Origin of the sequence: Caballeronia sp. GAWG2-1 (genome assembly GCF_023631405.1) — a bacterium.
Lineage (GTDB): Bacteria > Pseudomonadota > Gammaproteobacteria > Burkholderiales > Burkholderiaceae > Caballeronia.
The window spans coordinates 401892-428135 of sequence record NZ_JALQDD010000031.1 but is presented as its reverse complement, the minus strand read 5'-3'; the positions used below and the strand labels follow the sequence as shown (position 1 = coordinate 428135).

Annotated in this window: 21 protein-coding genes; 6 read left to right on the top strand and 15 right to left on the bottom strand. The window is 58.8% G+C overall.

What is annotated here, in order from left to right; all coding sequences use genetic code 11:
- The first annotated feature begins 428 nt into the window (after positions 1-428).
- From NCR98_RS22210 to NCR98_RS22195, 4 genes are all read left to right on the top strand, one after another.
- Positions 429-1928: a tyrosinase family protein gene (locus NCR98_RS22210; RefSeq protein WP_250527291.1), complete on the top strand. Its 1500-nt coding sequence runs from the start codon at positions 429-431 to the stop codon at positions 1926-1928.
- A 477-nt stretch (positions 1929-2405) separates the two neighbouring features.
- Entirely contained in the window at positions 2406-4715 is a 2310-nt protein-coding gene (locus NCR98_RS22205; RefSeq protein ID WP_244831382.1) for a polysaccharide biosynthesis tyrosine autokinase, read from the top strand.
- A 116-nt stretch (positions 4716-4831) separates the two neighbouring features.
- On the top strand, positions 4832-6277 hold the full coding sequence (locus tag NCR98_RS22200) for a hypothetical protein (RefSeq protein WP_250527290.1): 1446 nt from the start codon (positions 4832-4834) through the stop codon (positions 6275-6277).
- A 167-nt stretch (positions 6278-6444) separates the two neighbouring features.
- The gene (locus NCR98_RS22195; RefSeq protein ID WP_459905870.1) at positions 6445-7575 is read left to right on the top strand and encodes an O-antigen ligase family protein; all 1131 of its coding nucleotides are present in this window, start codon (positions 6445-6447) and stop codon (positions 7573-7575) included.
- Positions 7576-7611: 36 nt separating this feature from the next.
- Here NCR98_RS22195 and NCR98_RS22190 read toward each other — a convergent pair whose 3' ends face one another.
- Positions 7612-8940, bottom strand: coding sequence for a hypothetical protein (locus NCR98_RS22190; RefSeq protein ID WP_250495270.1), 1329 nt, complete (start codon positions 8938-8940; stop codon positions 7612-7614).
- A 766-nt stretch (positions 8941-9706) separates the two neighbouring features.
- On the opposite strand from NCR98_RS22190, the gene NCR98_RS22185 reads away from it, so the two are divergent.
- Positions 9707-10768 carry an FUSC family protein gene (locus NCR98_RS22185; protein WP_350029516.1) on the top strand — a complete coding sequence of 354 codons (1062 nt, stop codon included), beginning with the start codon at positions 9707-9709 and terminating at the stop codon, positions 10766-10768.
- On the opposite strand, the gene NCR98_RS22180 is transcribed toward NCR98_RS22185, so the two are convergent.
- From NCR98_RS22180 to NCR98_RS22145, 8 genes are all read right to left on the bottom strand, one after another.
- Entirely contained in the window at positions 10765-12591 is a 1827-nt protein-coding gene (locus tag NCR98_RS22180; protein ID WP_250527308.1) for a sigma-54 interaction domain-containing protein, read from the bottom strand. The two genes, NCR98_RS22185 and NCR98_RS22180, sit on opposite strands and share 4 nt — an antisense overlap.
- An 86-nt stretch (positions 12592-12677) precedes the next feature.
- Positions 12678-13820 carry a branched-chain amino acid ABC transporter substrate-binding protein gene (locus NCR98_RS22175; RefSeq protein ID WP_250527288.1) on the bottom strand — a complete coding sequence of 381 codons (1143 nt, stop codon included), beginning with the start codon at positions 13818-13820 and terminating at the stop codon, positions 12678-12680.
- Positions 13817-14536, bottom strand: a complete 720-nt coding sequence (locus NCR98_RS22170) for an HAD family hydrolase (protein ID WP_250495268.1) — start codon at positions 14534-14536, stop codon at positions 13817-13819. Before NCR98_RS22170 ends, NCR98_RS22175 begins: the two co-directional genes overlap by 4 nt.
- Positions 14533-15300, bottom strand: a complete 768-nt coding sequence (locus tag NCR98_RS22165) for an enoyl-CoA hydratase/isomerase family protein (protein ID WP_250527287.1) — start codon at positions 15298-15300, stop codon at positions 14533-14535. Before NCR98_RS22165 ends, NCR98_RS22170 begins: the two co-directional genes overlap by 4 nt.
- On the bottom strand, positions 15297-16646 hold the full coding sequence (locus tag NCR98_RS22160) for a phenylacetate--CoA ligase family protein (RefSeq protein WP_250510578.1): 1350 nt from the start codon (positions 16644-16646) through the stop codon (positions 15297-15299). Before NCR98_RS22160 ends, NCR98_RS22165 begins: the two co-directional genes overlap by 4 nt.
- Before the next feature lie 55 nt (positions 16647-16701).
- Positions 16702-17103 (bottom strand): thioesterase family protein, encoded by a 402-nt coding sequence (locus NCR98_RS22155; protein WP_244831373.1) that lies wholly within the window; start codon positions 17101-17103, stop codon positions 16702-16704.
- 187 nt (positions 17104-17290) lie between these two features.
- The gene (locus NCR98_RS22150; protein WP_250527285.1) at positions 17291-17914 is read right to left on the bottom strand and encodes a LysE family translocator; all 624 of its coding nucleotides are present in this window, start codon (positions 17912-17914) and stop codon (positions 17291-17293) included.
- Between the two features lie 177 nt (positions 17915-18091).
- Complete coding sequence (locus tag NCR98_RS22145; protein ID WP_250527284.1) at positions 18092-19075, bottom strand: DNA-binding protein; 984 nt, start codon at positions 19073-19075, stop codon at positions 18092-18094.
- Positions 19076-19263: 188 nt separating this feature from the next.
- Here NCR98_RS22145 and NCR98_RS22140 point away from each other — a divergent pair, with 188 nt between their 5' ends.
- Positions 19264-19989 carry a DeoR/GlpR family DNA-binding transcription regulator gene (locus NCR98_RS22140; RefSeq protein ID WP_244831370.1) on the top strand — a complete coding sequence of 242 codons (726 nt, stop codon included), beginning with the start codon at positions 19264-19266 and terminating at the stop codon, positions 19987-19989.
- A 54-nt stretch (positions 19990-20043) separates the two neighbouring features.
- On the opposite strand, the gene NCR98_RS22135 is transcribed toward NCR98_RS22140, so the two are convergent.
- From NCR98_RS22135 to NCR98_RS22110, 6 genes are all read right to left on the bottom strand, one after another.
- On the bottom strand, positions 20044-21105 hold the full coding sequence (locus NCR98_RS22135; RefSeq protein ID WP_244831369.1) for an ABC transporter permease: 1062 nt from the start codon (positions 21103-21105) through the stop codon (positions 20044-20046).
- Positions 21102-22631 (bottom strand): sugar ABC transporter ATP-binding protein, encoded by a 1530-nt coding sequence (locus tag NCR98_RS22130; protein ID WP_244831368.1) that lies wholly within the window; start codon positions 22629-22631, stop codon positions 21102-21104. The genes NCR98_RS22135 and NCR98_RS22130 overlap by 4 nt, the downstream gene beginning before the upstream one ends.
- Before the next feature lie 55 nt (positions 22632-22686).
- Complete coding sequence (locus tag NCR98_RS22125; RefSeq protein WP_250468013.1) at positions 22687-23691, bottom strand: autoinducer 2 ABC transporter substrate-binding protein; 1005 nt, start codon at positions 23689-23691, stop codon at positions 22687-22689.
- 63 nt (positions 23692-23754) lie between these two features.
- Positions 23755-24798: an ABC transporter permease gene (locus NCR98_RS22120; protein ID WP_250527283.1), complete on the bottom strand. Its 1044-nt coding sequence runs from the start codon at positions 24796-24798 to the stop codon at positions 23755-23757.
- Positions 24795-25727 carry a ribokinase gene (gene rbsK, locus NCR98_RS22115; protein WP_250527282.1) on the bottom strand — a complete coding sequence of 311 codons (933 nt, stop codon included), beginning with the start codon at positions 25725-25727 and terminating at the stop codon, positions 24795-24797. The genes NCR98_RS22120 and rbsK overlap by 4 nt, the downstream gene beginning before the upstream one ends.
- The gene (locus tag NCR98_RS22110) at positions 25724-26197 is read right to left on the bottom strand and encodes an RbsD/FucU family protein (protein WP_244831365.1); all 474 of its coding nucleotides are present in this window, start codon (positions 26195-26197) and stop codon (positions 25724-25726) included. The genes rbsK and NCR98_RS22110 overlap by 4 nt, the downstream gene beginning before the upstream one ends.
- Between the last annotated feature and the right edge of the window lie 47 nt (positions 26198-26244).

Sequence of the window (26244 nt, the reverse complement as noted above, 5' to 3'; positions counted from 1 at the left end):
GCTAAGCAGCGCTCGAAAGATCGCATGGAAGACCATTAAGTCCTTCAAACTATCGCACTGCGTCATTTGCAAAGGTGCGCTTAGCCGGTTAAGAACACAAGTTCGAAAAATTCAAGCCCTACTAAGCGGGCTTACGGGCGGGGCTGCAGCGGTATAAATTCGTTCGTGTCGAAAGCTCGGTGAAAACACTTTGTCGTGTGCGAGACCGTACGATCAGAACGGCATCGAATGCAGTAGAACTTCATATCAACACGTCAATTCCTCGGCTACGCGAACGTTCGAAGTCGCCACCCGCCCGAAGCAGGCTGATCGAGCCCTTGGCTCGTCCGATCCGCCCTTGCCTGAACCTCTTCCGACACGAAAAAGCGCACCAAGATCGCGCTTCGACGGACCCGCATTACTTAGGCAAACTACGTTATGGAGCGCTGATGTCGTATCTCAAACTTGACCGTCGCACTTTCCTGGGCGCCTCTGCGTCCGCATTACTTGTGGCTCCCTTTCCACAAAACGCACTGGCTACAACGACATACGTACGCCTTGAATGGGAGCAATTCAAGCTGACGCCACAATATGGATCGTTCATCAACGCTCTGCAGACCATGATGGCAAACAAGACGGCTAGCAGTCCCAATTCCTGGCTGTACTGGGCGAACGTGCATGCTAATTACTGTCCGCATAAGATGCCATATTTTTTGGCTTGGCATCGCGGATATCTTTATTACCTGGAGAAGCAGTTGCGGATCGTGTCCGGTGATAACGCTCTGACGCTCCCGTACTGGGATTGGTTTCACACACCAAGCATCCCACCAGAATTCACCGATTCAGCTAGCGGCAACCCGCTTTTCTGCCCGCGGCTAAATAACAATGTGTACTCGTCGCTGGACCTGTCGCCATTCGCCGCCACGACCGTGAATTTTCAGCGCGGGACCGCTAACTCCTTCGAGGAAAAATTCGAAACCGCGCCTCACAATCCGGTGCACAACCTGATCGGCAACGTCATGGCAACAATGCAATCGCCGCGCGATCCTATTTTTTACCTGCATCATGCAAACGTGGATCGCCTCTGGCATGCGTGGGCCTTGCCTGATGGCAGAACCATGCCTGTTCCGACTGCAGCTTACTGGGCAGGCACGTTCACCTATGCAACGGGATTAACCATCAAAAAGTCCGACTGTTATTCGAACCGTCGCACGCTTGGCTACGATTACGCCAACACCAATCGCCCTACCGCGCTTCCGCCGCAGGTAAATGCAGCGCACATTATTCGCGTCCAGGCGCAAATCACACCGCTTCGCTCGCGCCCGGCACTCGTGAGCCTTGCCGCCACACCCGCACGCACGCTTGCCACCGGACGACGCGCGATAGGCGGCGTGAAAGGCTTGGCACTACGAGAAGCATCGGTCAGCGTTCGCGTAACGACGGAAGCGAGTTCGACGCAAGACCTTCAGGATTTACTATCCGCAACGTCGATTGCCTCGTCCACGGACGCTAAGAGCTCATCGGCAACGCAGGCGCTAGCCGTCCCTGCAAGTCGTTATCGGTCGGTCAAGATTGTCTTCGACGGACTCGCCTTGACGCGCGCAGGCGCTGCTGGCGGATACTTCTATAACGTCTATCTCAACTTGCCAGATAAGGTCGACGCCGAAACCGCCAAATCCACCTATTTTATTGGCACGCTCGGTCCATTCGAGATAGCCGGGGCTGCGCATCACGGCGACGTCGAGCTTGAATTTCCCGCAACCGAGGCGCTTGCCAAGATGGGCGCTGGCGCAACCCGAGAGTATGTCGTTTCCTTAGTGCGCGTGAACGGGTCCGAGACGGCAAAAGGCGAGGTCATGACAGTAGGCGAAGTTCGCGTCGAATTAACCAACGACGCGCCGTTTATCGTTCAGCCCGCAGTCTCGCGCAAACCGGGCGATGCCTATTAAATGCTTATGAGGCGTCGTGTTTATCGTTCTATTTTTTTAGATGAAGACGCCTCACTTATCCCTTTTCGGGCCGGTTCAGAACCGCCTGGCATGCGTTTGCCGTATGCGCGCAAATTTTGTCAATGCAACTTGCGCGAAGCGCGCTTCCGTACGTGTGTGAGGAGGACCACATTTCCAAAAAACTCTCCCAAGGTAAATTGAGTTCAGCCTCTTCAAAGGCACGATAGGCGTTAAAGCCTGACTCTGATGTGACATTTAGAGTTCTTTATTTCGAAGGTCACTAATTTGAAAGAAAGATCGTCTAAGACGCGGCGACCAACCAAGGTCAAACGTGTCTTCGTTTGCGCGGTTCCACCGTGCTTAGCCTCGTCTTGCGATTGATCGCCGCTCACGCGTAGCGCGTTTGTGATAGTGCGGCCCGGTTTTAACCGGGCATTCGTAAGCTTTCTATCCTGTTCCACGCTCCGGGAAATACACGTGAAAGACTCCGTCGCCACACATATGCCTGATTTTAGCCACGAGCGCGGCCAGTTATCTGTGCGCGCCATGTTGGCTCTCATGAGAGATCATTACAAGGAAATTCTCCTTGTGGCGCTTGGCGTCACATTGATCGCGGTCGCGTATGCATTTCTCGCCACGCCTCAATATCAGGGCGATGCGGTGGTCAGAGTCGATCCAACGGAGCCCAATGCGCTTGGCATCGCCCTGCAGAATCAGGATGCGCAAGTATTGATGAACCCGTCTCCTGGCGCCGAAATGGCGGTTATGACGAGCCGATCCGTGCTTCAGCCGGTCATCGAAAAATATCGATTCGATGTCGCCGTGATTCCGAAGCAGATCCCTATTATCGGGTCGCTCGCAAATAAATTGGCTACGCCGGGAAGGCCCGCGTCTCCTTGGCTTGGGCTCAGCTCATTCGCGTGGGGTGGCGAGCAACTGCAGGTTGCTTCGTTCGACGTGCCGCATGAACTGGAAGAAGAGAAATTCACTTTGACGGCAGGTGCTGATGGGCATTATCAGCTTTCGGGTCCCTCCGGCGAATTGCTCATTGCGGGCGTCGCTGGCAAGCCGGCCAGCGCCAACGGTGTATCGCTCGATATCAAGAAGATCGTCGCTCGCCCGGGTACCGACTTCACTTTGATCCGCTATAACTCGCGCGATGCCGTAGCGCGTTTCACCGACCTGCTGCAAGTGCAGGACATGGCTAAAGACACGGGCGTCATCGAATTTACATTCCTCGACAGCAACCCTTGGAAAGCGGCTCAAGTGACGAACTCACTTGTCGATCAGTACATTGCCACCGCGGTGGCCGCGAAGCAACGCTCGGACAGCGCCACGTTGGAGTTCATCAATCAGGAATTGCCGAGATTGAAGGCGGATCTCAAGCGCTCGGAACTGGCGCTCAACGAATACCGTTCCAAAGCCAAGGCATTGCAACCGACCGCAGAGTCGCAAGCGTATCTTCAAGGTGGCATCGAACTGCAAAAGCAATATGCAGCTTTGCAGATGGAGAGGACTCAGCTCCTGAATCGCTTCCAGCCGAGCAGCCGCTGGATTGTGAATATCGACGATCAGCTCAACGATCTCAAGCGCGCAATGTCGACGCTGGACACGCGCTTCTCCGAGATGCCGTCCTCCGAGCGCCAGAGCCTCGATCTTGAACGTGACGCCAAAGTTGCCGAAACGATTTACCTTGGGATGGTGCAGAAGTCGGAGCAGCTCTCCGTGCGGCGTGCGAGCTCGACGGGTGGCGCGCATATTGTCGACTACGCCATCACGCCTTTGCATCAGGTCAAACCTAATCGACTTCTCGTGATTGGTGGCGGTGTGTTTGTCGGGCTCATCTTTGGCGTGTTCTCGGTCTTCATCCGCAAGCACGTCATGACTGGCGTGACTGACCCGTCATACATCGAAGAGCTTAGCGTTCCGCTCATCGGTGCCGTCTATTTCAGCCAGCATCAGATGATGTATTCCAAAAGCGCTGCCCAACGGCTCGCTCTGCCTTCCGGCTCATCGAGAATTCCGGGCAAGCGTTCAACTGGCATTGCGGCGCCCTACCGGTCCAAACGTCGAAGCGCTGATCCGTTCCGTGACGATCATCTGGCGTTGCTTGCCGCGCAATACCCGCAAGACCCGGCGGTCGAAGCGATCAGAGAGGTGTGCTCGCCCCTACTCAATGACCTCAGTCATATCCCAAACAAAGTCATCTGTCTGACCGGACCGACACCAGGCGCTGGCAAGAGCTTTATCGCGGCTAATCTCGCGGCAGTGCTTGCGGAGATCGGTCATCGCGTGCTTCTCATCGATGGCGACATGCGTCGTGGACGTCTTGCATCGCTATTCGGTCAAGGCAACGCTGGCGGCCTGCATGAAGTACTGCGCGGCGATCGTGATCTACACTCGGTCGTACGTTCTGTAGGCGTGGATGGCCTTTCATTCATGTCATGCGGATCGCGCGGCGCAAATCCGGCCATGCTCTTGATGAAGACATCGTTCGATGATGTATTGAGGGACTTGAGACCGCTCTTTGACGTGATCGTCATCGACACGCCGCCGATGCTCGCGGTGGGCGACGCTTCTATCGTTGCAACCAAGGCCGACGCCACTTTACTCGTGCTGCGCTCGGGCTTGCAGAGTGAGAAGGAAATTTCGGAGACGGTCAAGAAGCTTGAGAGATCCGACGCGCGCGTGCTCGGCGCGGTCTTCAACGCTATTCCGATACGCCGTAGCGACAAGAGCTATAGCTACATCATGGCGGACACCGCAGCGGCGGCACAACCGGGCTAAGCAGCGAAGCACATCGCGTTTCTTCTTGCAGCGAATGCTAGCCGCCTTAGCGACTAGTATTCGTCGCCGCCTTGCGCGGCTTGCCCGCGGCATTACAGTCTCTTTGCCTGAATACCTTGACTAACGATCCTTCGATCCCAGAAAGCGCATTTTCCAAGCTATTTGAAAAGCGACGCACGCTTTTGCGACTGGCCTGCCTTAGCGCAGCGCCGGCGCTAAGCGTTCACGCGTTGAATTCACAAGCGCAAGGCAATTGTCCAGCCCTTAGCACCGGACCGCGACGCATTACAGACCTCATCGGCTCGAATGGTTTTCCTCAGACGCCTACCGACATCTCTATGTGGCGCGAAATGGGATTGACTTGGGGCCGTGACTCGGTGGGACCTGGTCAGCCGAATTCTTCAAGCGACGCAATGAACGTCTCGAAGACGAGTCCGGGTTTCGACGTGGACTTGTCGAGCTGCATTTTAAGGAACAATCAAAACGGCGTGCATACGCTGCTCTATCTTGGCTATACGCCAAAGTGGAACGCGAGCGTTGACGGCGATTCGAAATCCGCGCCTAAAGACGTGAGCTATTGGCAGAAATATGTCGAAGCGGCCGTTAGCAAGTACAGCGCGCCTCCGTACAACGTAAAGTATTTCCAGATCTGGAATGAAGCGGCCGGGCGCTTGTCAGGGGGATCGCCGCAGGCGACTTTCTGGCACGGATCGGGATATAACAAGGACCGTAAGCTCTCGTCCAGCTATGACAGCGCCATGCAGGACTATGTAGACAAGATCCATCTTCCGGCGGCGGCCATCATTAGGAAGTACAAAGGCTATGTTGTTTATGGCGGCTGGCCCGATCAAGGCGGCGTGGATTCGTACGTGAAGTGGCTCGAATATCGCAGCGGCACTTACCAGACTCGCATGATCGACAATGTCGATTATCTCGACACTCACTACATGAGCGTCAAGGATCTGGACAGCCTTTACTCGCGTTACGTGCAGCCTGGGACGGTTCGAGGCATCTGGCAGACGGAGATCGGCGACCGCTACATGATCGATCCACATTACCTGCCTCAGTATTTTTTTTCCTTCGCGGTATGGGCGCTGAAGCGCGGATGGGACGATCCGAACAAATATGTCTCGATGATTTATCACTGGGACGGCTACGATCCATTCCGACTCACCAAGCGTGGCACGCCACGTACCTATAACGTCCCCGGCCGCACATTGATCGTTCTCTGCTCGACGCTTCGCGGCACGCTTTCGCCCTATACAGGCCAAGTCACGGCAAGCGACGACAAGAGTCCTCAGGCGCTGTACTCGGACAACGATCTGATCGTCCTGGTGAGCTCTTCCCCAGGACAATCGACCGTACAGTTGAGCGATGGTGGCAAGCTTGCAAGCGGCGGATTGGATGCATCGCTGGTAGATGCGGTTACCGGCGCCGTGTCGACGGCTCAGGTCGAAAAGCGTCAGGGCAGTCAGATCAACGTGAGCTTTTCTACGCCTGCCGCACTCGGCACCGGCGAAAAAAAGCATCTCAGCTATCTTGTTCTGCGGCGTAAGGCCTGAGCTCAAGCATTAAATCAAGGGGACTCAGCATGGTCTACATAACGCTGATTGCGTTGTTGCTGACAGTGACGAACTTCGTGCCGTTAAGCGCGATAGGATTTCTGCCGATCCTTCTTTACGGGTGGCGTTTCTTCGGACGCTCTTACCCTTCGTTCGTCACGCCGCTCGTGGCCTTTGCCGCGTTCGCGACGATATCGACCATATTTTATGATCCCGCTTCTCTCGTCGATTTCGAATTCTATCGTCGCGATGGCAACTTTTACATCTCTTACGCGCCGATACTCGCAGGCTTCTTATACACGCACGACCTCGATCTGAACAAGCTTCTACGCCGCTTCTATATCTTCGCGGTCTGCGTCAACGCTCCGCTTTACGCTTATTATCTGGCACACGCCGGACTGCTCTCGATTCTCAAGCATCCGAGCGATAGCTACGGGAGCTTGTTCATCGCACGAAATGCGGCGGGCGGCTTCCTTGCCATGCTGCTTTGCCTGGGCATTGCAAACTACATGCATAAACCCAGCAAGCCAATGCTTGCGCTCATGGGCGCGAACTTCTTGATGCTTTGGTCGACTTACAGCCGCGGCTCGTTGCTCGGCATCGTGATGATCGTGCCTTACATTGTGCTGGGTCGCAAACGCTGGGTGCTGGCGACCATGATCGCAGGGATGATCCTGGCGTCGCTAGCGGTGGCGCAGTGGCACACGTTACCGCACATCAATTACATGGGCTACACGTTCGCGATCAGCGATCCCGACGAGAAAGTGGCGAATCTCAACATCCGCTATGAATGGTTATGGCCTCGTGCGCTGGCGTACTTCGAGCAGAGTCCTATCGTCGGAATGGGCTTTGGATCGTTCGATGATCGAATAGCCTCATACATCAATTACTTTCACCTGTTCGCCCAACCGCTGCGGATCACCACGCATCATAGCGACTCGCATGCGCACAACTCGTACCTCAACTTCCTCGCGGAACTCGGGATCGTTGGCTTGGTGTTGATGTTGTCGTTCTACTGGAGGCTGACGGGTTGGTGTCAGCGGAAGGCACAGGAATCGTTGCTCTTGAGAGGCTCGCGCGACTTCGTTGCACTTCGCTTCGTGGAGCTTTCTTCGGTCTGCCTGATGGTCATGGCGGCCACGGAACATCGCTTGACGTCGCCATCCAACGTGTTACCGCTGGCGCTTGTGCTGTCTCTTGTGGTGTCGTCTCGCGGACTTTCTATGCGCTTTCTTCGCTCCCGCACGGCGAGAGCGCCGGTCAGAAGCGCGCTCGCCGTCCGGCCGGAACCACAGTGAACTCGACACTATGTTTCCGGTCACTAGCGCGGGCAATCAAGCACCAGAGCGCGCTCGGGCGAAGTTGGTGTAGCTCGAGTACACCGGGTTGATAGGCACGCCGTTGGTCATGATGCCAAAGGTGTGATCGCCGCTATCGAGCACGTAGTACATGGTCGACTGGATGTTGTGCGTCTTGCGTGCGTTGTAGAAGGACTGCAGGCGCGACTGGACAAACGTGGCGCGGTAAGCATCGGTCTGCTCGGGATTCGCGTTCCACTCGGTGATCATGAAAGGAACACCGTAGCGTGCCTTGCAGTACTGCGGTAAATCGAAGTGAGGTCCCGCGCCGTCCGAACCGATGTCGAACAAGTCGCCGTACACCTCGTAGTTGTGCCATGTCGTAATGTCCCAGCGAACCTTGGGATGCCCGCTCGTACCGTCCGGCTGCATGCCATCCCAAAGTGCATCCGATGCGCCGATGTCCGCCACACAGAAGTTGATGCCGCACTTCGCGTCCGGCTGAATGGCCTTCACACCAGCCATCAGACCCCGCATGACGCCGCGCATGACGGGCCAGTTCGCGTTGTTGAAATCCACTACGTCGGTACCCGCACGGTTCGAATGCAGCACGGTCTGCGAGCGACGGGTAAGTTCGTTGCCACACTCGTACATGGTCACACCGTGCGGCTTGAGCGCGGCAGCCACAGTCATGCCCGTGTTATAGGCCGTAGCGTAAGCCGCTGCCTCGCTACCGAACAGATTGCCCGAAGCGTCGGTCAAGCCTTGCTGAACGAGCGCAAGGATTTTGATACCGGTCCCATTCATGGCCGAAGCCATTTTGGCTACGGCGTTGTTCTGCTGCGTGGTGCCGTTACTGCCAAGGCGATACATGGTACAGCCCAAGGCCTTCAGAATAGAGATGGTCTCGGCGGGCGTATAGCGGTAGTCCCAGTGACCATTCATGCCGAAGAAGGTGCCTGCCGGTGCGGCGACGTCGACGCGCGGGTCGTTACATGCGAGCCACTTGTTCGACCAAACATAGAACTGATTGCTCTTGTTTTTCTGGTAGATCTTGCCGCCCGACCAAAGGAGCATGACGACGTTTGCAATCGACACAGAGGTCTTGTTCTTGTAGACCATACCGCCTGAGAGCGTCCACACGGCTCCCGTCTTATCGATGATCGACGTTCCGTTAGGGATGGTCGTGCCATCCGCTGACGCGTTCGCTGCTGCCTTGGCAGTCGAATCCGGCAAGGCGGAGTCATCCGAAGCCTTTGCCGACGACTCCGGCAGTTCGCCCACACCTCCGCCACCACAAGCGGACAGCATATAGGTTCCGGGCAGCGCGGTCATGCTAGCTAGAAATTTCCGTCGATTAATCATCGTTTCGTACTTCCGCCAAGTCGGGCGGAAAACTCCCTGAGGTTAGAGATGGATGTCTTCGTGCCCCCTTTAAAGAGGACTGCTAACGGATGAACCAAGGTACTTACGCTATTTGGCAGCGTGTCGACCTTGGAAGCTCTAAGGATGGTGATCACCGATGCGCGATGCCGGAAATAACGGCCGTTGCGCGGTGACTAACCCTTGCTGCATCAAAAAACTAAGGAACTTCTGACGACTCCGAGAGACACAGTGGTTCCGCGATTTGCAGAAGACATGGCAGATACGCACCTTGTGGAACGCAAACGCTTGCCTTAGAGGTCATACGATAAGAGGATATTACCTAAAATGACACGCCTCGTGAACCCTCGTTCGGTACTTTCTGGAAGAAAAGCAAGAAAAGGGCTGTTCGAATTAGTCTGAGCGGAACAAATGACGCTAGTCAATCGCCGCTTAAGGGCAAATTGTACCTTTTTAATTTTGACGTCATTGTTACTAAGTAGATCTTACCTTTTGTGAATCCATTGGGCGTAAGGCCATGGCGGACGGTGGCCTCAGGCGTGAACTCTCATATCGTGGAATCATCGCGTCAAAAAATTTACCCGAGATTCGACTGTTTATACGAACATGCGTACGCCAAAATCTGCCTTCATAAACGCGGTTTTTTCCGCTTCTATTTTTTTCTTAGCTCAAGCGCTGCTTGAGAAATAAAGCGCTCCTCCGTCTGGCAAACCCGCATTTCGTTCAATCGAAGCCCTCACGCCCCTAAGTGACCGCCCTATCGAATCGTTACCGACGCATTGATCGGTTCGATGCATTGCGCATCTGTCTCCAGTCCCTGTTTGCAAGCGCGCTCGCTTATGCGTGCATGAAGCTAATGGGCTCGACGAGCTTGACTTGGGCCGTCTTCTCTAGTCTGTTCACCCTTCAGGCTAATTTCGACCGCAGTCTCAAACATGGCATCGGTCAGATGATTGGCGCGGTGGCCGGTACGGTTGTCGGCCTGGCGACCCTGCATGTCTTCCCGGATGCCGGCGACGCGATACTGCGGTTAGGCGTCGCCACGCTCGCAACATGCCTGATGTCGTCGATCTTCCCGACGACCAATTACAGCATCGTGGTCGCTGCCGCAATCGCGCTCGAGCCTTCGGCAGGCTTCGCGGGCGCCATGTCGCGTGCGGAGGCCATCGTGTTGGGATCTGCCATCGGCATCGTGGTGTCGGTGAGCGTCTGGCCACAACTGGCGCGCTCGCGTGCGTTCGGCATCATGGGGGATCTCATCGACGATTGCCGCGCATTGCTGCATGCCTTGCCGATCTTGAGCGCCGTAGAGAACCGCGCATCCGTCGACGCCTTGCATGAGCGCTTTTTACGCCATCTCGTGGACGCTCGCGCGGTCAGTAGCGATGCTCGCGTCAACGCGCGCTTTCGTGCAGGACCGACGCTCAGTGCGGCGCTGACAGCGTTCGAAACCTTGTGGCATGGGCTGGTACTGCTCGATCGTGTCGGGGAATCGCAATGCAGGGTGCTTCCCGAAGATGAGCGCAAGCTGCTGCGCGAAAGCGTCAACGCAGTAGGCGAATGCGCGAGCGGCTACTTGGAACAACTCGCCGCGTACCTGCGCGACGGCGCCGCGCTTCCACCCAGCGAGCATTTTCTAAAGCCGCTCGGCGATGCATCCGCATCCGTCAAAGCGCGCTTCGTAGAGGCCGCCGAACGTCGTGATGAGGCGTCGCAACAACTGCAGGCGCTGGCTACGCTGTTATTCGCTCTCGAGCAAATCGAGGCGAACCTCAGGAACATAGGGTGGCTTTTGGAAACGAGATTCTAGAACGGCTGTCGAAGCGACCGCTCGATACGAATGCCGTGCCGCTTCATCTTCGCGTAAAGCGCGGGCTTCGATACGCGCAGCAACTTCGCGCAGGTCGTAACATTGAAGCGACATGCTTCGAGCGCATTCTCGATCGCAATGCGCTCGGCCTCCTGAAGCGACACCGGCTCTTGACGTGAAGCGTTGCGCGTATCGCTGCCTGGCTGCGCGCTCGTCGTACTGCGCAAAAACGGCGATACATCCGCAATGCAATCGCCTTCGTTCAAATTCACCATCTTCTCGACGAGATTTTCCAGCTCGCGCACGTTACCGGGCCAACCGTGAATTTCGAGCTGTTGCAGCGCATGCTTCGAGAGCGATGGCGTCGGCTTGTGCATCCGCGTGCAATATCGTTCGAGGAAGAATGCCGTCATTGACGCGATGTCTTCGCGCCGCTCGCGCAACGGCGCAATCGTGATCTCGATTACGTTGCATCGATAAAACAGGTCTTCGCGGAAGGTTTTTTCCCGCACCATGGCCGCAAGATCACGGTTGCTCGCGCAGACGATGCGAACGTCCACCGGAATGCCGCGTGTATCGCCAATACGCGTGACCTCGCGTTCCTGCAATACACGAAGCAGTTTCGCCTGCACGTCGATAGGCAACTCCGAAATCTCGTCGAGGAATACCGTGCCGCCATCGGCGGATTCGAACTTGCCTGGACGACCATCGCGCGCCGCGCCCGTAAAGCTGCCGGGCGCATGTCCGAAGAGTTCGCTTTCGATGAGCGCATGAGGAAGCGCCGCGCAATTGATCGCGATGAACGGCAGCGTGCTGCGCACACTCGCATTGTGAATGGCCTGCGCGAAAACCTCCTTGCCGACACCGCTTTCGCCCGAGAGTAGGACGTTGGACGCGCCGCGCGCCGCCTTCTTCGCCGCATCGAGCGCGCGCTTCAAAGCGGCACTCGAACCGATCACGCTGTCGAAGGTAAAGCGCGCATGGTTGCCCGCATAGCGTCCCGCCATCTTCCGCACACGACGCATCTCACGGAACGTGTTGACGACAGACACCACTTCCCCGCAGCGGTTTTTGATGGGAATGGCCGTATCCAGTAGATGAAGATGGCGCGCTGGAGAGTCGATTATCAACTCGCGATCAACATAGCCCACGCCGGTGCGAAAGATCGGGCCAATGATCGGCTCGAAGTCGATCACCTCGTTGAGCGTCTTGCCGATACTCGCTTTCGGATCGATGCCGAGAATACGGCCCGCCACCGAGTTGACGTGGCGTAGCACATGGCGCTGCCCGATCACCATCAAGCCATCGCCGATATGGTCGATGATCGCGCGTTGCTCTTCGACGAGCGTGTCGTACACGGCGAGATCGAAGGCGCTTTGGAGGAGCACGTCGAGCGTTGCACCCAGCAGCGTGATGAGGCTTGCAGGCGAGCCCTTGCCGTTGCCGCTTGCGTCAAGCACACGCAATGCGACGAGGAAAACACGTCGCCCATGCGTCTCGACCCGCAGCGCGAACGCCTGCGCAAACGATGCGGCGCGTCCCGCGAGCGTCAGCATCACGCAGCGTCCATCCGACATCGACGTGGCCGCTTCCGCCAACGCGGCAAGCTGCGCGGACGGACAATGCGCAAAGAACGTATCGCGTGTCGCCGCGTCCGCTTTCGTGAATTCGTCGATGCTTTCCAGCACGTGCCCCGCGCGATCCAGCGTGAACAGGCATACCCGTGCTTCGTTTGCGGCAAGCACGCGCGCGCTCTTCCATCTCGTGCTGGCGAGTGCCCCTTCGAGCGTGACGGTATCGGGATCGAGCGCGACGGTGGCCATGTCTTCCTGCAAGCGGTCGGGCAACGTCATCGAATATAGCAGTTCAAAATCCCGCCGCCGCACTGCGATTTTTCAGAGCGGACGCGTCAATCCTTCTGCGCAATCGCAGTGAGCGCGCCGCTGTTCAACTGATACACCGTGACCGGCGCATCGACCCAATCGCCGTTTGCATCGAAGCGCACGGGGCCGAGAATGCTCGTGAACGCCTGCTCGCGCAGCGCTTTGACGTATACCTCGGGCTTCGACGATCCCGTTTTCTGCATCGCGTCCGCGACGACGAGCGTTGCGGCATAGAACGCGGGCGCATAGGTATCGACATCGGCGCTGAACGCACTCTTGAATTTCGTGCGAAAGGTCTTGCCGTCCGGTAACGAGTCGAGCGGCGCGCCGCCTTGCGCGCAGAACATGCGCTTGTCGGCGGCTCCGGCCGATAGCTTGTCGAATTCAGGCGAGCAAATACCGTCGCCGCCTACGAGCGTTGCGTTGATGCTGAGTTCGCCCATTTGCCGCGCAAGCGTCGCGGCCTGCGCATAGTAGCCGCCATAAAACACGACCTGCGGATTACGCGACTTGATCTGCGTGAGAATGGCCTTGAAGTCGGTTGCCTTGTCCGTGCTGTATTCACGCGCGACGACCTGCAAGCCCGCCTTCTTTGCGCTGTCGACGAATACATCGGCGACGCCAACGCCATAAGCGGTGCGGTCATCGATTACCGCGGCGCGTTGTGCATTCAACACTTTCGCCGAATAAAGCGCCATGCGGCCACCCATGACGTTGTCGTTGGTCGCGAGCCGGAAGACATAGGGATAGCCGAGGTGCGTGAGTTGCGGGTTCGATGACGCGCCGGTCATCATCACCACGTGCGCATCGTTGTAGATGCGCGCGGCGGGAATGCTCACGCCCGAGTTGTAATGGCCAATGACGGCGGATACGCCATCGTCCACGAGCTTTTGCGCTACGCTCACGCCTACTTTCGGATCGCCCTGGTCGTCCATCGAGATCAGTTCGAAGCGCACGGGCTTGCCCGCAATTGTGAAAGCCTTCGCATTGAGTTCGTCGATGGCAAGCCGTACACCGCGCTCATCGTCCTTGCCGCTTTGCGCCGCGCTGCCGGTGAGCGGCCCTGCCACACCGATTTTTATCACTTCCTGCGCGTATGCCGCGCGCGTTGCGCCGACCATCGTCAATGCGCATGCCATGAACGCCATCGCCAAGTTGAATCGTTTCATATCGTTTCCCCAGTCGCAGTCAATGACAGACCTTCAAGAACGTCCCGTACCGGCGACAGCGTGTCGAATTCGAAATCGGGACGTGGCTGCCACGTTCCGAGCGTCTCTCGCGTGCGATTGATCCAGGCCACCGCCATACCAAGAGGCTTTGCTCCGTCGATATCGGCCCAGCTCGCGAGCGAACAATGCAGCACGTCGTGCGCGTTCACCGCCAGGCGGTCGAGCGCGAGCGCAAAGATCGCCTGCGATGGCTTGTAGGCCTGCGCCATCTCCGCTGTCGTCACATGCTCGAAATAGCGTGTAAGCCGCGTGCGCCGCCACAGATCGCTGTCCATGTTGGTGATCGGCATGAGCGGATAGCGCGCCGCAGCCCAATCGAGGAACGGCTCAGCATCGGCGTGTGCCGGCGATGCTTCGACCAGATGCGAGAGGAACACGTCGTTCAGCGTTTCCATCGCATGGCCTTTACGCGCGCCGGGCCAGTGCGTATCGAGGCAATCGGCGAGTGCTTGTTGCGCGACATCGCGATAACGCGCGTAGGCCTGGCCTCGATAGAGCCGCACGTTGCGGATGTCCCAATCGAGATAGATCTGGGAGACAGGTTCGTCTGCCTCGACCGAGATGCGCCGCAGGACTTCCGCCATGCCGAGCGTGCCGCCTTGATCCACATCGACGAGCGTGCCGAAGTAATCGAACGTAAGGGCTTTGGGACTCATTGCGACGTCTTCCTGTTCGCGAAGGCCTTCACGCGCTCGGCAGCATCCGGCAGCGCGAATGCCTCGATGGTGACGGCACTCTCGAGTTCGAGACTGCGAGCCAGCAAGCCCGACAGGTCGCTTGTCACCAGTTTCTTTAGCTTCGATACGGACGTCGATGAGCGTTGTGCGATACATGCTGCAAGTTCGAGCGCGGTTTCCAGTACGGCATCGCGCGGAACCACGCGATTGACCAAACCCATCGATAGCAGCGTCTGCGCGCTCTGCCTTTCGCCGAGCAACCAAAGCTCCATCGCGCGTTGATGCCCTATCGCCTGAGGCAGCAGATGCGTGACGCCGCCCGTCACGAATTGTCCCCACTCCATCTCGGGAAAGAAGCACACGAGATCGTCCGATGCGACCACGATGTCGCAATTGAGCATCCACTCGAAGCCGCCGCCGACGGCATAACCATGCACCGCGCCGACCACGGGCTTGGCACCGAACATCAGATCGCGTGTGATGCGCTGAATGCGCCCGATATGACTGCGGATACTTTCATCGCTTTCGCTTTGGGCGTCGAACTCCTTGAGGTCGTCGCCCGCGCAAAACGCGCGTCCCGCACCGGTGAGCACGATGACGCGGCATGATGCATCGCCGAGCGCGCCTTGCAGCGCGTCGTGCAGATCGTCGAGCAACGCACCGCCGATTGCGTTCATGCGCTCTGGTCGATTCAACGTGACGATGGCAACCGGTCCTTCCATGTGTAGCGTTACGTCGCTCATGCGAGCTCCTTGTCGATCCAGCGCGTCTTGCCTTCGGTACGCGGAAAATGTTCGAATGGCACCATCGTGACCGTTGCGCTCGCGCCTATGCGATTGCGTACGGCCGCCTCGATGTGATGCGCGGCATCGCCCCAGCGAGCGATATCGAGACCGCTCGCCGCTTCCACAGTCATCGCGATGCGGTCGTAAGGGCCATCGCCCTTGAGCACGATGCGAAACTGTCCCGAGGCCCATTGCGGCAGCGCTTCCACAGCGAGCCGGACGGCACCCGGAAATACGTTGATGCCGCGCACGTTGAACATGTCGTCGGTGCGACCCGTCACGCGAAAGCGCCATGCCGTGCGTCCATCCTCGCCGGCATCGACGGCAGTCACCGTCACCACGTCGCGGGTGCGATAACGCACGAGTGGCTGACATTGCTTGCGCAAATGCGTGCACACGAGCTCGCCCGTGACGCCCTCTTCCATGGACAAACGCGCGAGTGTCTCCGGATCGATGATCTCCGCGAACACGACATCCGCCGCATGAAACAAGAGGTCGTTGGTCCAGTCCGTCTGTCCGCCAAGAATGCTCAGAACTTCCGATAAGCCGAAGTTCGCATTGCGCACCTTGAAGCCCCACTTGTCTTCCATCGTCGCGCGTAACTCGGGGTTGTCGAGACCTGCTTCGCCACCGAACAGTCCGAGCTTCAGGCCGAGTTCGCGCGGTGTAGGTCCGCCTGTTTCGCGCAACACTTGCTCGATAAGCGCCGGATACGAAGGCGTACAAGAAATCGCGTTGATGCCAAGACTCAGAATGGAGTCGATCAACATCCGCGTGTTGCCGACGCCGAACGGCGCCACCGTCGCGCCAGTGGCTTCGAGAATGGTGTGATCGGTGAAGCCGCCGGTCCACATGCAATAGTTGAGACAGTGGATCACGCGATCATCGGGGCGCAGACCCGCCGCCCACATCGAGCGTGCGCCGACGCGTGCAATGTCCAATGCATCGCGTGTGCTGTTCGCGAGAATCAAAGGGCGCCCGGTCGTGCCCGACGTGCGATGCAAGCGCGCAATGGCGCTTTCCGCGCAGGCCACGTGATCGCCGAATGGCGACGCACCCTCCTGACTCACGCGCAACTCGTCCTTCTCCGTGAAGGGCAGGTCCTGCAGCGAATCGAGCGTGATGTCGTCGCGTTCGATCCAGCGTGCAAGCTTCGAACGATAGAACGCCGACATCGCACGCAGATACGTCCATTGCGTCGACCAGAGCGCGTCCTGATGACGACGCACGCCGGCTGACGGCAGCGTTTCGAAGGCTTCGTCGAAGTACACGCCATGCGTTGGGGCAGTCACAGCCACGTCCACGTCTTTCCTCGGTTGAGCGGCCTTTGCCGCGAATTCTTCGTTATGGCGGGCACGCTCATGACGAACGGCGCTTCGCGGCGCGCGCCTCGATGACGCTTCTCTCGACGATGGCCCGTGCATGGCTCGCGCTGCCGACGGGGCCGCCGTTATCGGCTGCGACAACGTCGAACCAGTACAGCGCGCCTTCGATTGCACGAAACGTCGCGGTGGCGGAGACATCGGCGCCATGTGGTGTCGGTGCGAGATGATTGAGATGCGTGGTGACGCCCACGGAGAGCTGCCCGTCGCGCAGGGAGTCGCGCATGAGTTCCGCGCAGGCGCGCTCGATAAGGGACAACAATGCGGGCGTGGATAGCACGTCGGGATAGCGCTCATCCGCTTCATGCGCGTGAGCAGAGGCGAGATCGGCGGATGAGACGGTATGCGTAAGCGTGGCGGTTCGGCCTGCTTCGATCATGGACGGCTCCGGTTTGTTATCGGAGCTATCAATGCAAGGGCTGGGCCAATCATGCGAAAGCCCCGGCTGGCGGGACTCGCCGCAAATCGCTGAATGGTCGAAAGGGCTGACCGTCAAGATTCTTAACGTTGCGAATCGAAACGGTCGTCGGCTTTGCTTAACGGGTTTCGATGCGAGATTGTGTGCTTCAACGAAGCGGCAGCATCGTGAGTCCGACGATAACCAACGCAGCACCGCCGCCGCGTCGAATCATCATGAGACGACTGTGGCTCGTGATACGCCGATGCACGGCATGCGTGACGAACGCGTAAGTCGACATCACAGTGAGCACCACGGTTGTATCGATCGCGATGAGCGTGGCGAGTTGTGGCAGTATCGGCGTATGCAGATCGACTAGCTGAGGCACGGCGGCCGCGAAGAAGCCGAGCGTGTTCGGATTGACGAGTGATACCGTAGCGGCCTCAACAAAGATTCGCAGACAAGGCTGCCTCACGTGCGGCGTCACATGCGTGACCGCGGCTTGTGGGCCCTGTCCACGCATGGCGCGTATGCCGAGCCAGATCAGATAGAGCGCGCCCGCTAGCCGCAGACCGATGACAAGCCACGGCGATGCGTTGAGCAAGGCGCTCAAGCCGAGCATGACGCCGCTTGCCATGACGAAGCGCGAACACAGGTTACCCGAGACCGTGAAGAGCGCGGCATACAGTCCGTAACGCACGGTATTGCGCACGACGAGCATGGCATTGGGGCCCGGGGAGCCCGTGGCGGCGAGCGTTGCAATGGAGAAGGCAAGCCAGGTGGCGGTAGTCACGGCTAGCTCCCACGCGTGGCGTATGCGTCGACGGAAGAGGCTTGAATACGTGCTGACATGCTGGCTCCCGAAACGTTTGCGATGGAAGCCATTGTTGTTCATGCGGATGCGCGCAGACACCCTCCTTGCGTTGGCATCGGATTGGCGGGAGCTGACTTATGACGCGCACTGAAGGCTTTAGCCGCCTTTCTTGCGTGCCGCGACGGTCTTTTTAACCGCGGGCTTACGCGTCGCACGCTTGGGCGTCGTCTTATCGATATCACGCATCGACTTGAGCTCGTCTTTCAACGACGCATGCGCCGTTTCCAGCGCTGCCAGTTTGCCTTGGAGCACGCCGGCATGATGACGGCCGTCGCCAACTTGCGCTTGCAAGACATCGACGGCACGGCGATGGTCCACATCGCGCTTGTCGGCCCGTTTGACCGCCTCGGCCAGTTCCTTTTGAAGCTTGGCCGTGGCGCTGCGTTCGCGATCGATTTCGAGCAGCGCGCGTTTCTCCGATGCTCTCAAACGCTCCTCGGCGCGGCTCGCCGCTTCGCGCAGCTTCTCGAGATCGCGCGAAAAGCCTTCGCGCACCTTGTCCAGTTCTCGGGCGCGTGCGCTTGCTTCGTCGTTGAGCCGTTTGATTTCGGCATCGACTGCCTTTCGCGTGGCCGCGTCTTCGGCGCGTTGCCGCTCCAACTCGCGAATCTCGGCCTGTGCCGCCGACAATGCAACCGTGCGCTGTTCCAGCGTCGTTTCCATGCGCCCCAGTTCCTCGCGCGTCGCAACTACCTTCTGCTCGGCCTCGGTGCGTTGCGCGTCAAGCTCTTCGCGTTGCGCGTTGAGTTCGGCCTGTGCCGACGTAGTTGCGCGCGTCCAAAGCGTGCCGATGAGTTCGCCAGCGGCATCGCTCAAATCCGGCGGCAGGTCCGGATGCTCGATGCGTACCCGGCTCTTCTCTCGCAACTCGGCCCAGAACTCGCCCAGCACCGATGCCGGCGTGCTCATGGTGCCGCGCCGAACCAGGCTGTAAAGGCGATTGGCCGTTGGCGGCACGCCGAATCGAAAGAACAGGAGCGTGCAGACTTCCCGGTAGAGCTCGCGCGTTTTCGGGAATTCGACTTTCAGGCGGTCAATGGCGGCGGCCAGTCGTGCGTCATCGGAGAGCGGTTCGGACATTGCGTTTGGTCAGTTCTTGGAGGAGCAAGAATATAGCGTAGAGCGGCCGATAATTAACGCTCGCTCGACTGCTTGGCCATATGGACGACCCCGTACTTACCCGCGCCAGCGTTCACACGCCGGTCCGCATTGTTATAATCCTTTCAACCCACGACTAAAACCTAACACCGCACAATAGCCGTAAATCGATGGCCAAACCCGAACGCCTGCGCGTGCTCTCAAGCGCGCTCGAAAAGCAGAACGTGATGCGCTTGCGCGATGCAGCCGCCTTGCTAGGCGTCTCCGAGATGACCGTTCGCCGCGATATCGCAGCGCATCCCGGTCAATTCACTTACCTCGGCGGCTATATCGTCAGCGCGGCGGATTTGCCCAATGCAGCGGGCTATACCATCGAGGAAGAAAAGGACCACTTCGCTCAGGCCAAGGCGATTGCATCGAGCCATGCCGCGCATCTGCTTACCGATAGCGAGACCATCTTCATCGATTGCGGCACCACGCTCACCACGCTCGCGCGGCAGATTCCCACGGACATGCACCTCACCGTCGTGTGCTATTCGCTCAACGTGGCCGAGATTCTGCGCCGCAAGCCCAATGTCCGGCTGATCCTTCTTGGTGGCGTCTATGTGCCGTCATCCGAATCGTTTGCGAGCGATGAAAGCGTCGAGACGCTGAGGCGCATGGGCATCAACAAGGCGTTCATGTCGGCGGGTGGCGTGGATGAAGCGCGCGGCGTGACGTGCTGGAATTTTCACGAAGTGGCCATCAAGCAGGCGGCCATGGCAAGCGCGGTGGAGCGCCATCTCGTCGTCGATGCAAGCAAGCTCGGCAAGGTCAAGGCCGTGCGCTTCTCGCAGATTTCCGAGTTCGACTCGGTCATCACCGAGGAAGGGCAGCGCAGACGCAAGCACGCGTAAAAAAGCCCGCAAAACGCTATGCGGGCTCTCTGCGGCTTCCGAACGACCAACCCACTACTGCCGTCGTCCGAGCGCGAACAACGTCCCTGCGACGAGAATGAATGCGCCGATGATCACCTTCTGCCAAGTGCTCGGCACGCCCACTAGAATCAGCACGCTGTTGATGAGCGTCACGAGCACGACGCCGAGCAACGTGCCCACCACCGTTCCCGTACCACCGGTTATACGTGCGCCGCCCAAAATCACGGCGGCGATCACATCGAGTTCCGTGCCGACCAAGTCGAAAGGATTAGCAAGCCGGTTGGTCGATACATGCAGGATGCCCGCGACGCCCGCAAGCAATCCCGTATAGCCGAACACGAACAGATGGATCGCGCGCAAGTTGTAACCGAGCCGTTCGGCGATGGTGAGACTGCCGCCCATCGCATAGACACCGCGGCCCATCATCGTGCGATTGAGCAGCCACCATGTGACGACCGCCGCGATCACGAGCGCGAGCACGGAGACCGGCAACACGGCACGCAAACCATCGGACGTGTGATAGAAGAAGAGCGGCAGGCGTCCGAACGTATCCATGCTGTGCGGAATGTTCATGAAGAACTGCGTGCCCACGAAAGTCAGCAACAAGCCGCGATACAGATACTGCGTGCCGATCGTCACGATCAGCGAAGGCGCCTTCAACCGATGCACGAGCATGCCATTGATGATGCCAAGCAAGACGCCGCCCAGCGCGCCCGCGATCAGTATCAACGCGAACGGACACTCCGGCCACCATGCGAAGACGGCCTTGGTGATCGAATACATCGTGAGTGCCGCTATCGCCGTGAACGACACGTCGATACCGCCCGAAGCCAGCACGACGAGCGTACCCAGCGCAAAGAGCGATACGGTGGTCGCCGAATGCAACAAGTCGAACAACGTGGCGAATTGGAAGAACCGCGGGTTCAGGCCACCCACGATCAGACACGTTACGAGAATCAGACCTAGGGTGAACCACTCGGGATTGCGCATCAGCCGCGCATAAAGACTGCCCTTGCGCACGCGCGGCGCGACGTCGCTCACGGCTTGCGGCACCGGCTCGCTTCCCGTGCGGCGGATGGATTCGCTCATACTCATGCTGCCTCTGAAAGTAACGCGTGATAAAGCTCGGCCTCGCTCAGACGATCCGCGCGATACTCGCTCGAAATCCGGCCCTTCTTCATCATCAAGATACGGTCGCAGTTTTGCAGCAGTTCGGGCAAGTCGTCGCTGATCAAAATGATGCCGATGCCCTCCTTCGAAAGCCGCTGCATGATGCGGTAAATGATGTCCTTCGATCCCACGTCGACACCGACAGTCGGCCCGTGCAGAATCAGCACGCGCGGATCGATGGCAAGCCACCGCCCGATCAACACGCGTTGCTGATTGCCGCCCGAAAGAGATTGCACGGGCTTGTCGACGTCGGGCGTGGCGATCTGCAAGTCCTTCACGGTGCGCTCGGCAAGCTCCTGCGCGCGCTTGCGATCGATCTGACCGAAGCGGTCCCGCAGGCTCGAAATCATCGCGGTCACGACGTTATCGCGAATCGGTTTGTCGAGAAAAAGCCCTTCGTTCAGGCGGTCTTCCGGGACATAGCCTATGCGTTGCGTCTTCGCATCCGCCGGCGTTTGCAGGCGCACGCGCATGCCGTCGAGCGTGACCGTGCCCATGTCGGCGGGCGCGACACCTGCCAGTGCGCGCGCGAGTTCGTTACGGCCCGAATCGAGCAGCCCCGTCACACCGAGTATCTCGCCCTTGTGCAGCTTGAACGATACATCGGCGAACTGGCCTTTCCGTCCGAGCGCCTGCACGTCGAGCACGATCTGCGATGCGCCTTCTTCCCCTTGCGCGCGATAGCGCTCGGTTGAAAGATGCTTGCCCGTCATGAGCTCGCTGATCTGCGCCTTCGTATAGTTTTCGATAGGACCTTGCGCCATCTTCTGGCCATCGCGCAGCACGATCACTTCGCCGCCGATTGCGTAGCACTCGTCGAGCTTGTGACTCACGAACAGCACGGCGACGCCGTCGGCACGCAAACGCGCGAGGACGGCGATGAGATTGTCCACTTCCTTTTGCGTGAGCGACGTGGTGGGCTCGTCCATGATGACGAACTTCGCTTCGCTGGCAATGGCGCGTGCGATTGCCACGAGCTGCCGCGTGGCGAGCGGCAATTGCTCGATCAAGGTCTTCTGAAAGTCCGCATCGCCCGGCAAGCCCACGGCTTCCAGCGCCCGTGCAGCGGTTTCGGCAAGCGCGCGGCGATCGAACGTGCGCGCGAGCTTGCCGTTGTGTTCGGCGAGCTCGGATGTGAGCGCGACGTTCTCCGCCACGTTCATGTTCGGCAGCAGCGACAAGTCTTGATAAACGGTCTCGATACCCGCGGAAAGCGATTCGAGCGGCGATAGCCGCGCATGTCTCACGCCTTCGATCACGAGTTCGCCTTCATCGGGCGGTTGCGCACCCGAGATGATCTTGATGAGCGTGCTCTTGCCGCAGCCGTTCTCGCCGAGCAGATGATAGATCTGCCCGCGTTCAAACGAGAGGCTCACGCCACGCAGCGCATAAACGCCTGTGAAGCGCTTATGAATATCGACGACTTCGAGGAGCGGTGTCTCTTTGGTCATGGCTTATAGAAAGCAGGCAGCGCGCGGCAATGAACCACGCGCCGCGTACGTCACATCAGAACGGATACTGCTTGTAGTTGGTCTTGTCGACATCAACCCAACCGGTACCGCGCACGATCACACCCTTGCCCGGGCCCTTGCTCACGGTGACTTTGTTGTATCCGGTAATGCCGAGGTCCGTACCGTTGTCGATGGTCTTGCCTTCCACCAACATCTGCGCGACCTTGTTCATTGCGAGACCGGCGAGCTTCGGGTCCCAGAACGCGATGCCGTTGACCGCTCCGCTTTCGAGGAACTTGCCTGCTTCAGTCGGCAGGCCCGTGCCATACACGCAGATCTTGCCGACCTTGCCCGCTTCTTCCACTGCACGGCCAATGCCGATCACATCCAGCGACGACGAGCCCTGAAAGCCCGTCAGATCCGGATGCTTGCGCAGCACTTCCTTCGCGACCTGATAAGCACGCTCGCCGTCGTTATTCGTTTCAAGCTTCGGCTCGACCAGATCCATTTTCGGATACTTGGCCTTTGCATTGCCGATACCGCCATCGGCCCATTGCACTTGCGAGCGGCTGCCGAGCGAGCCCACTAGCACGGCCCACTTACCCTGGCTTCCCATGCACTTCGCAAGACGTTCGTTCAAGCCCGCACCGTAGGCGGTGTTATCGAACGCTTCGATATCCACCATGGTGTTCTTCGCGTTGTCCGCTTCATGCGTGACGACCTTGATGCCGCGATCCATCGCCTTCTTGAGCGCGGGTTCGAGCGTCGGCGGATCATACGGCACGACTGCAATCGCCGTGACTTTCTTCGCGATCAAGTCTTCGATGATCTTCAGCTGTTGCGCGGCATCGGCACGCCCCGGACCTGTCTGATACACGGAGATGTTCGGATTGTCCTTGCCGAACTGCTTTACGCCTTCGTCCATGCGATTGAACCAGTTGATGCCGGTCACTTTAACGACCGTCACGATGGTCTCGTTGTTCGCAGCTTGCGCGGCTGCAATGGCTCCTGCCGCAAGCGCGATTGCCGTGAGCGCGGTGGTGATTTTCTTGAGTTTCATAGTGCTGTCTCCTTTGCCTCTGTCACTTGGTCTCTTTATGAATCACGGGGAAATAAAAGCGTTTCAACGTCCGGTCGATGCGGGCGGATGCGGCACCTTGCTGGAAGGCTTCGCGCCGCCTATACCGAAGATTGCGCGCACGCGTTCGCCACCTGCGAATGCAAGCGATGCAAGCAGCAAGAAACCCCACGCGCAGTCACCGAAGAATTGCGACACGCCGAGCAGATTGAACAGGCTCGACAGAAACTGCAAGACGGTCGCGGCAAGAAACACGCAGACTATACGTCCATAGCCGCCAGCGGGATTCACGCCGCCCATGACCGCGATGAGGATTGCGATCAGCAAATACGAATTGCCGTAATCCCATTTCGCGCTCGACGTATGCGTCGCGCTGATGAGTCCGGCAAGCGATGCAAGCACGCCGCAAAGACCATACGTGACGATCAGCATGCGCGTGCGCGGAATGCCCGCATAAAACGCGGCCTTCGGATTCGTGCCCATGAGATACAGCCGCAGACCGAACGGCGTGCGCTTCAATATCCAACCGAGCAACAAGACGGCGGCGACGAAAATCCACAACGATATGGGTACTTGCAGGAAGGTGCCGTTACCGATGTTGGAAAGCGGATCGACATATTCCACCCGCACCGAAGCACCGTTACTCAGCACCACCGCGATACCCGTGAATAGCAGTTGCGTGCCGAGCGTGCAGAGAATGGGCGTGAGCCTCAGCTTTGCGATCACCACGCCATTTAGGATACCGCCAAGCGCACCCATTGCCACGACGATGCATACGAACACGCCGGTATAGAGCGCCGGTGAATCGTCGCCCGAGACCATTTGCGGCAGCAACATTGCCGCGACCATGCCAGACAGATTCGCGAGCCCCACTCCGGACAGATCGATCCCGCCATTGCCCGACACCATCGACAGCATGATGCCGAGTGCGAGCAGCCCGAGTTCGGGCAACTGTCCGCCCATCGACTGAAGATTGTCGATGTCGAGAAACTGTCCTTTGGAAAGCCATGTCGCGATGATCACGACCAGCAAGTTCACGCCGACCAGAAAATTCAGCTGGCGATCGGCGAGCCACTTCGATCCCTTCATCGCACCTCGCTCCTTTCGCCGAGCACAGCGTTGATTTCATCGAGACGCGGCATCGACGGAGCGGTGCCCGCGCGCGTCACCGAAAGGCTCGCCAGCGCGCAACCGAAGCGCACGGCAGCCAGCGCCGAATCGCCGCGTGCAAGCGCCGCTGCGAAGCCGCCTGTGAAGCCGTCGCCCGCGCCTGCGGTCTCGACTACACGGCCGCAGTCGAAGGCCGGCACGAGTTCGGATTTGCCGCCCGACGTATGCAGCAATGCGCCCTTTTCTCCGAGCGTGACGATCACCGCACGCGCGCCCTTCTTGAGCAAGACATCCGCTGCCCGGCGAGCGTCATCGACCGATTCGATCGCCACGCCCGTGAGCGCGGTTGCTTCCGTTTCATTGGGCGTGATGTAGTCGCAGAGCGGATAGATGTCGTCGGTGAGCGGAAGCGCTGGAGCGGGATTGAACACCGTTGTCACGCCATGCTTGCGCGCGAGTTCGAGACCACGACGCGCAGCGGGCAGCGGCTGTTCGAGTTGCGTGACGAACACGGATGCACGTGCGATATCCGCTTCGATCGCCTCGACGTCTTCGGGTCCAAGCGTGCCCGCAGCGCCGGCCGCCACGATGATCGCGTTGCCGCCCGTGTTTTCGTCGACGTAAATATGCGCGGCACCCGTGGCGATGTCGTCCAGCACGGTCGCACGCGATGCGATTCCTTCAGCCGCCCACGTTGCCTGTGCGATTTGGCCGAACGCGTCGTTGCCAATGCGCGTGCAGAAGATCACGTCAGCGCCCGCACGCGCGGCCGCCACGGCTTGATTCGAGCCCTTGCCACCCGGACCCATTGCAAACGCCGAGCCTGCCACGGTTTCGCCAAGCAAGGGCATGCGTTGTGCACGGAACGCGAGGTCGGTGACGTAGATGCCGAGAATGACCACGCTCATCGCGCTTCTCCTTCAGACGCGTCGGCAGCGAGCTGCACGCCCTTCTTGAAGATGAAGCAGCCATAACCGCGCGCTTCGCCCGTGGCTATCACGCAATACGCATTCTTGGCGCGTTCGTAGAACGCAAAACGTTCGATCGGCGCGAAAGCCTGTGCACGCCCTTCTGCGTCGTCCACTTCGCGTTGCGCCTCGCGTTGCACGGCAGGCAAAGTAGTTGCATTGCCAACTACTTCCATGCGGCCTGCCGGATCTTCGACGAACGTATCGAGCGGCAACACCGAAAGCACGGCACGCACCGCACGTGGCGCGCTCGCGCCATCCATGCGCAGCACCTTGCCTAACACCGTTTTCCGGGCCACCGAGTCAGCGGGAAAATGAGCATCGCAGATCACCACTTCGTCGCCATGTCCCATCGCGGCAAGCGCGTACAGGATGTCGGCATTCAATAGTGGATCGATATTCTTCAGCACAGCGTCTCCTCCATGCATGGGCGCGCTTCGTCCCGAAGTCTTCGCCC

Bases quoted from the DNA above. Each gene is read 5' to 3' on its own strand.
- NCR98_RS22210 (WP_250527291.1), top strand. From the start codon at position 429: ATGTCGTATCTCAAACTTGACCGTCGCACTTTCCTGGGCGCCTCTGCG.
- NCR98_RS22190 (WP_250495270.1), bottom strand. From the start codon at position 8,940: ATGATTAATCGACGGAAATTTCTAGCTAGCATGACCGCGCTGCCCGGA.
- NCR98_RS22180 (WP_250527308.1), bottom strand. From the start codon at position 12,591: ATGGCCACCGTCGCGCTCGATCCCGATACCGTCACGCTCGAAGGGGCA.
- NCR98_RS22175 (WP_250527288.1), bottom strand. From the start codon at position 13,820: ATGAAACGATTCAACTTGGCGATGGCGTTCATGGCATGCGCATTGACG.
- NCR98_RS22170 (WP_250495268.1), bottom strand. From the start codon at position 14,536: ATGAGTCCCAAAGCCCTTACGTTCGATTACTTCGGCACGCTCGTCGAT.
- NCR98_RS22165 (WP_250527287.1), bottom strand. From the start codon at position 15,300: ATGAGCGACGTAACGCTACACATGGAAGGACCGGTTGCCATCGTCACG.
- NCR98_RS22155 (WP_244831373.1), bottom strand. From the start codon at position 17,103: ATGATCGAAGCAGGCCGAACCGCCACGCTTACGCATACCGTCTCATCC.
- NCR98_RS22145 (WP_250527284.1), bottom strand. From the start codon at position 19,075: ATGTCCGAACCGCTCTCCGATGACGCACGACTGGCCGCCGCCATTGAC.
- NCR98_RS22140 (WP_244831370.1), top strand. From the start codon at position 19,264: ATGGCCAAACCCGAACGCCTGCGCGTGCTCTCAAGCGCGCTCGAAAAG.
- NCR98_RS22135 (WP_244831369.1), bottom strand. From the start codon at position 21,105: ATGAGTATGAGCGAATCCATCCGCCGCACGGGAAGCGAGCCGGTGCCG.
- NCR98_RS22130 (WP_244831368.1), bottom strand. From the start codon at position 22,631: ATGACCAAAGAGACACCGCTCCTCGAAGTCGTCGATATTCATAAGCGC.
- NCR98_RS22125 (WP_250468013.1), bottom strand. From the start codon at position 23,691: ATGAAACTCAAGAAAATCACCACCGCGCTCACGGCAATCGCGCTTGCG.
- NCR98_RS22120 (WP_250527283.1), bottom strand. From the start codon at position 24,798: ATGAAGGGATCGAAGTGGCTCGCCGATCGCCAGCTGAATTTTCTGGTC.
- rbsK (WP_250527282.1), bottom strand. From the start codon at position 25,727: ATGAGCGTGGTCATTCTCGGCATCTACGTCACCGACCTCGCGTTCCGT.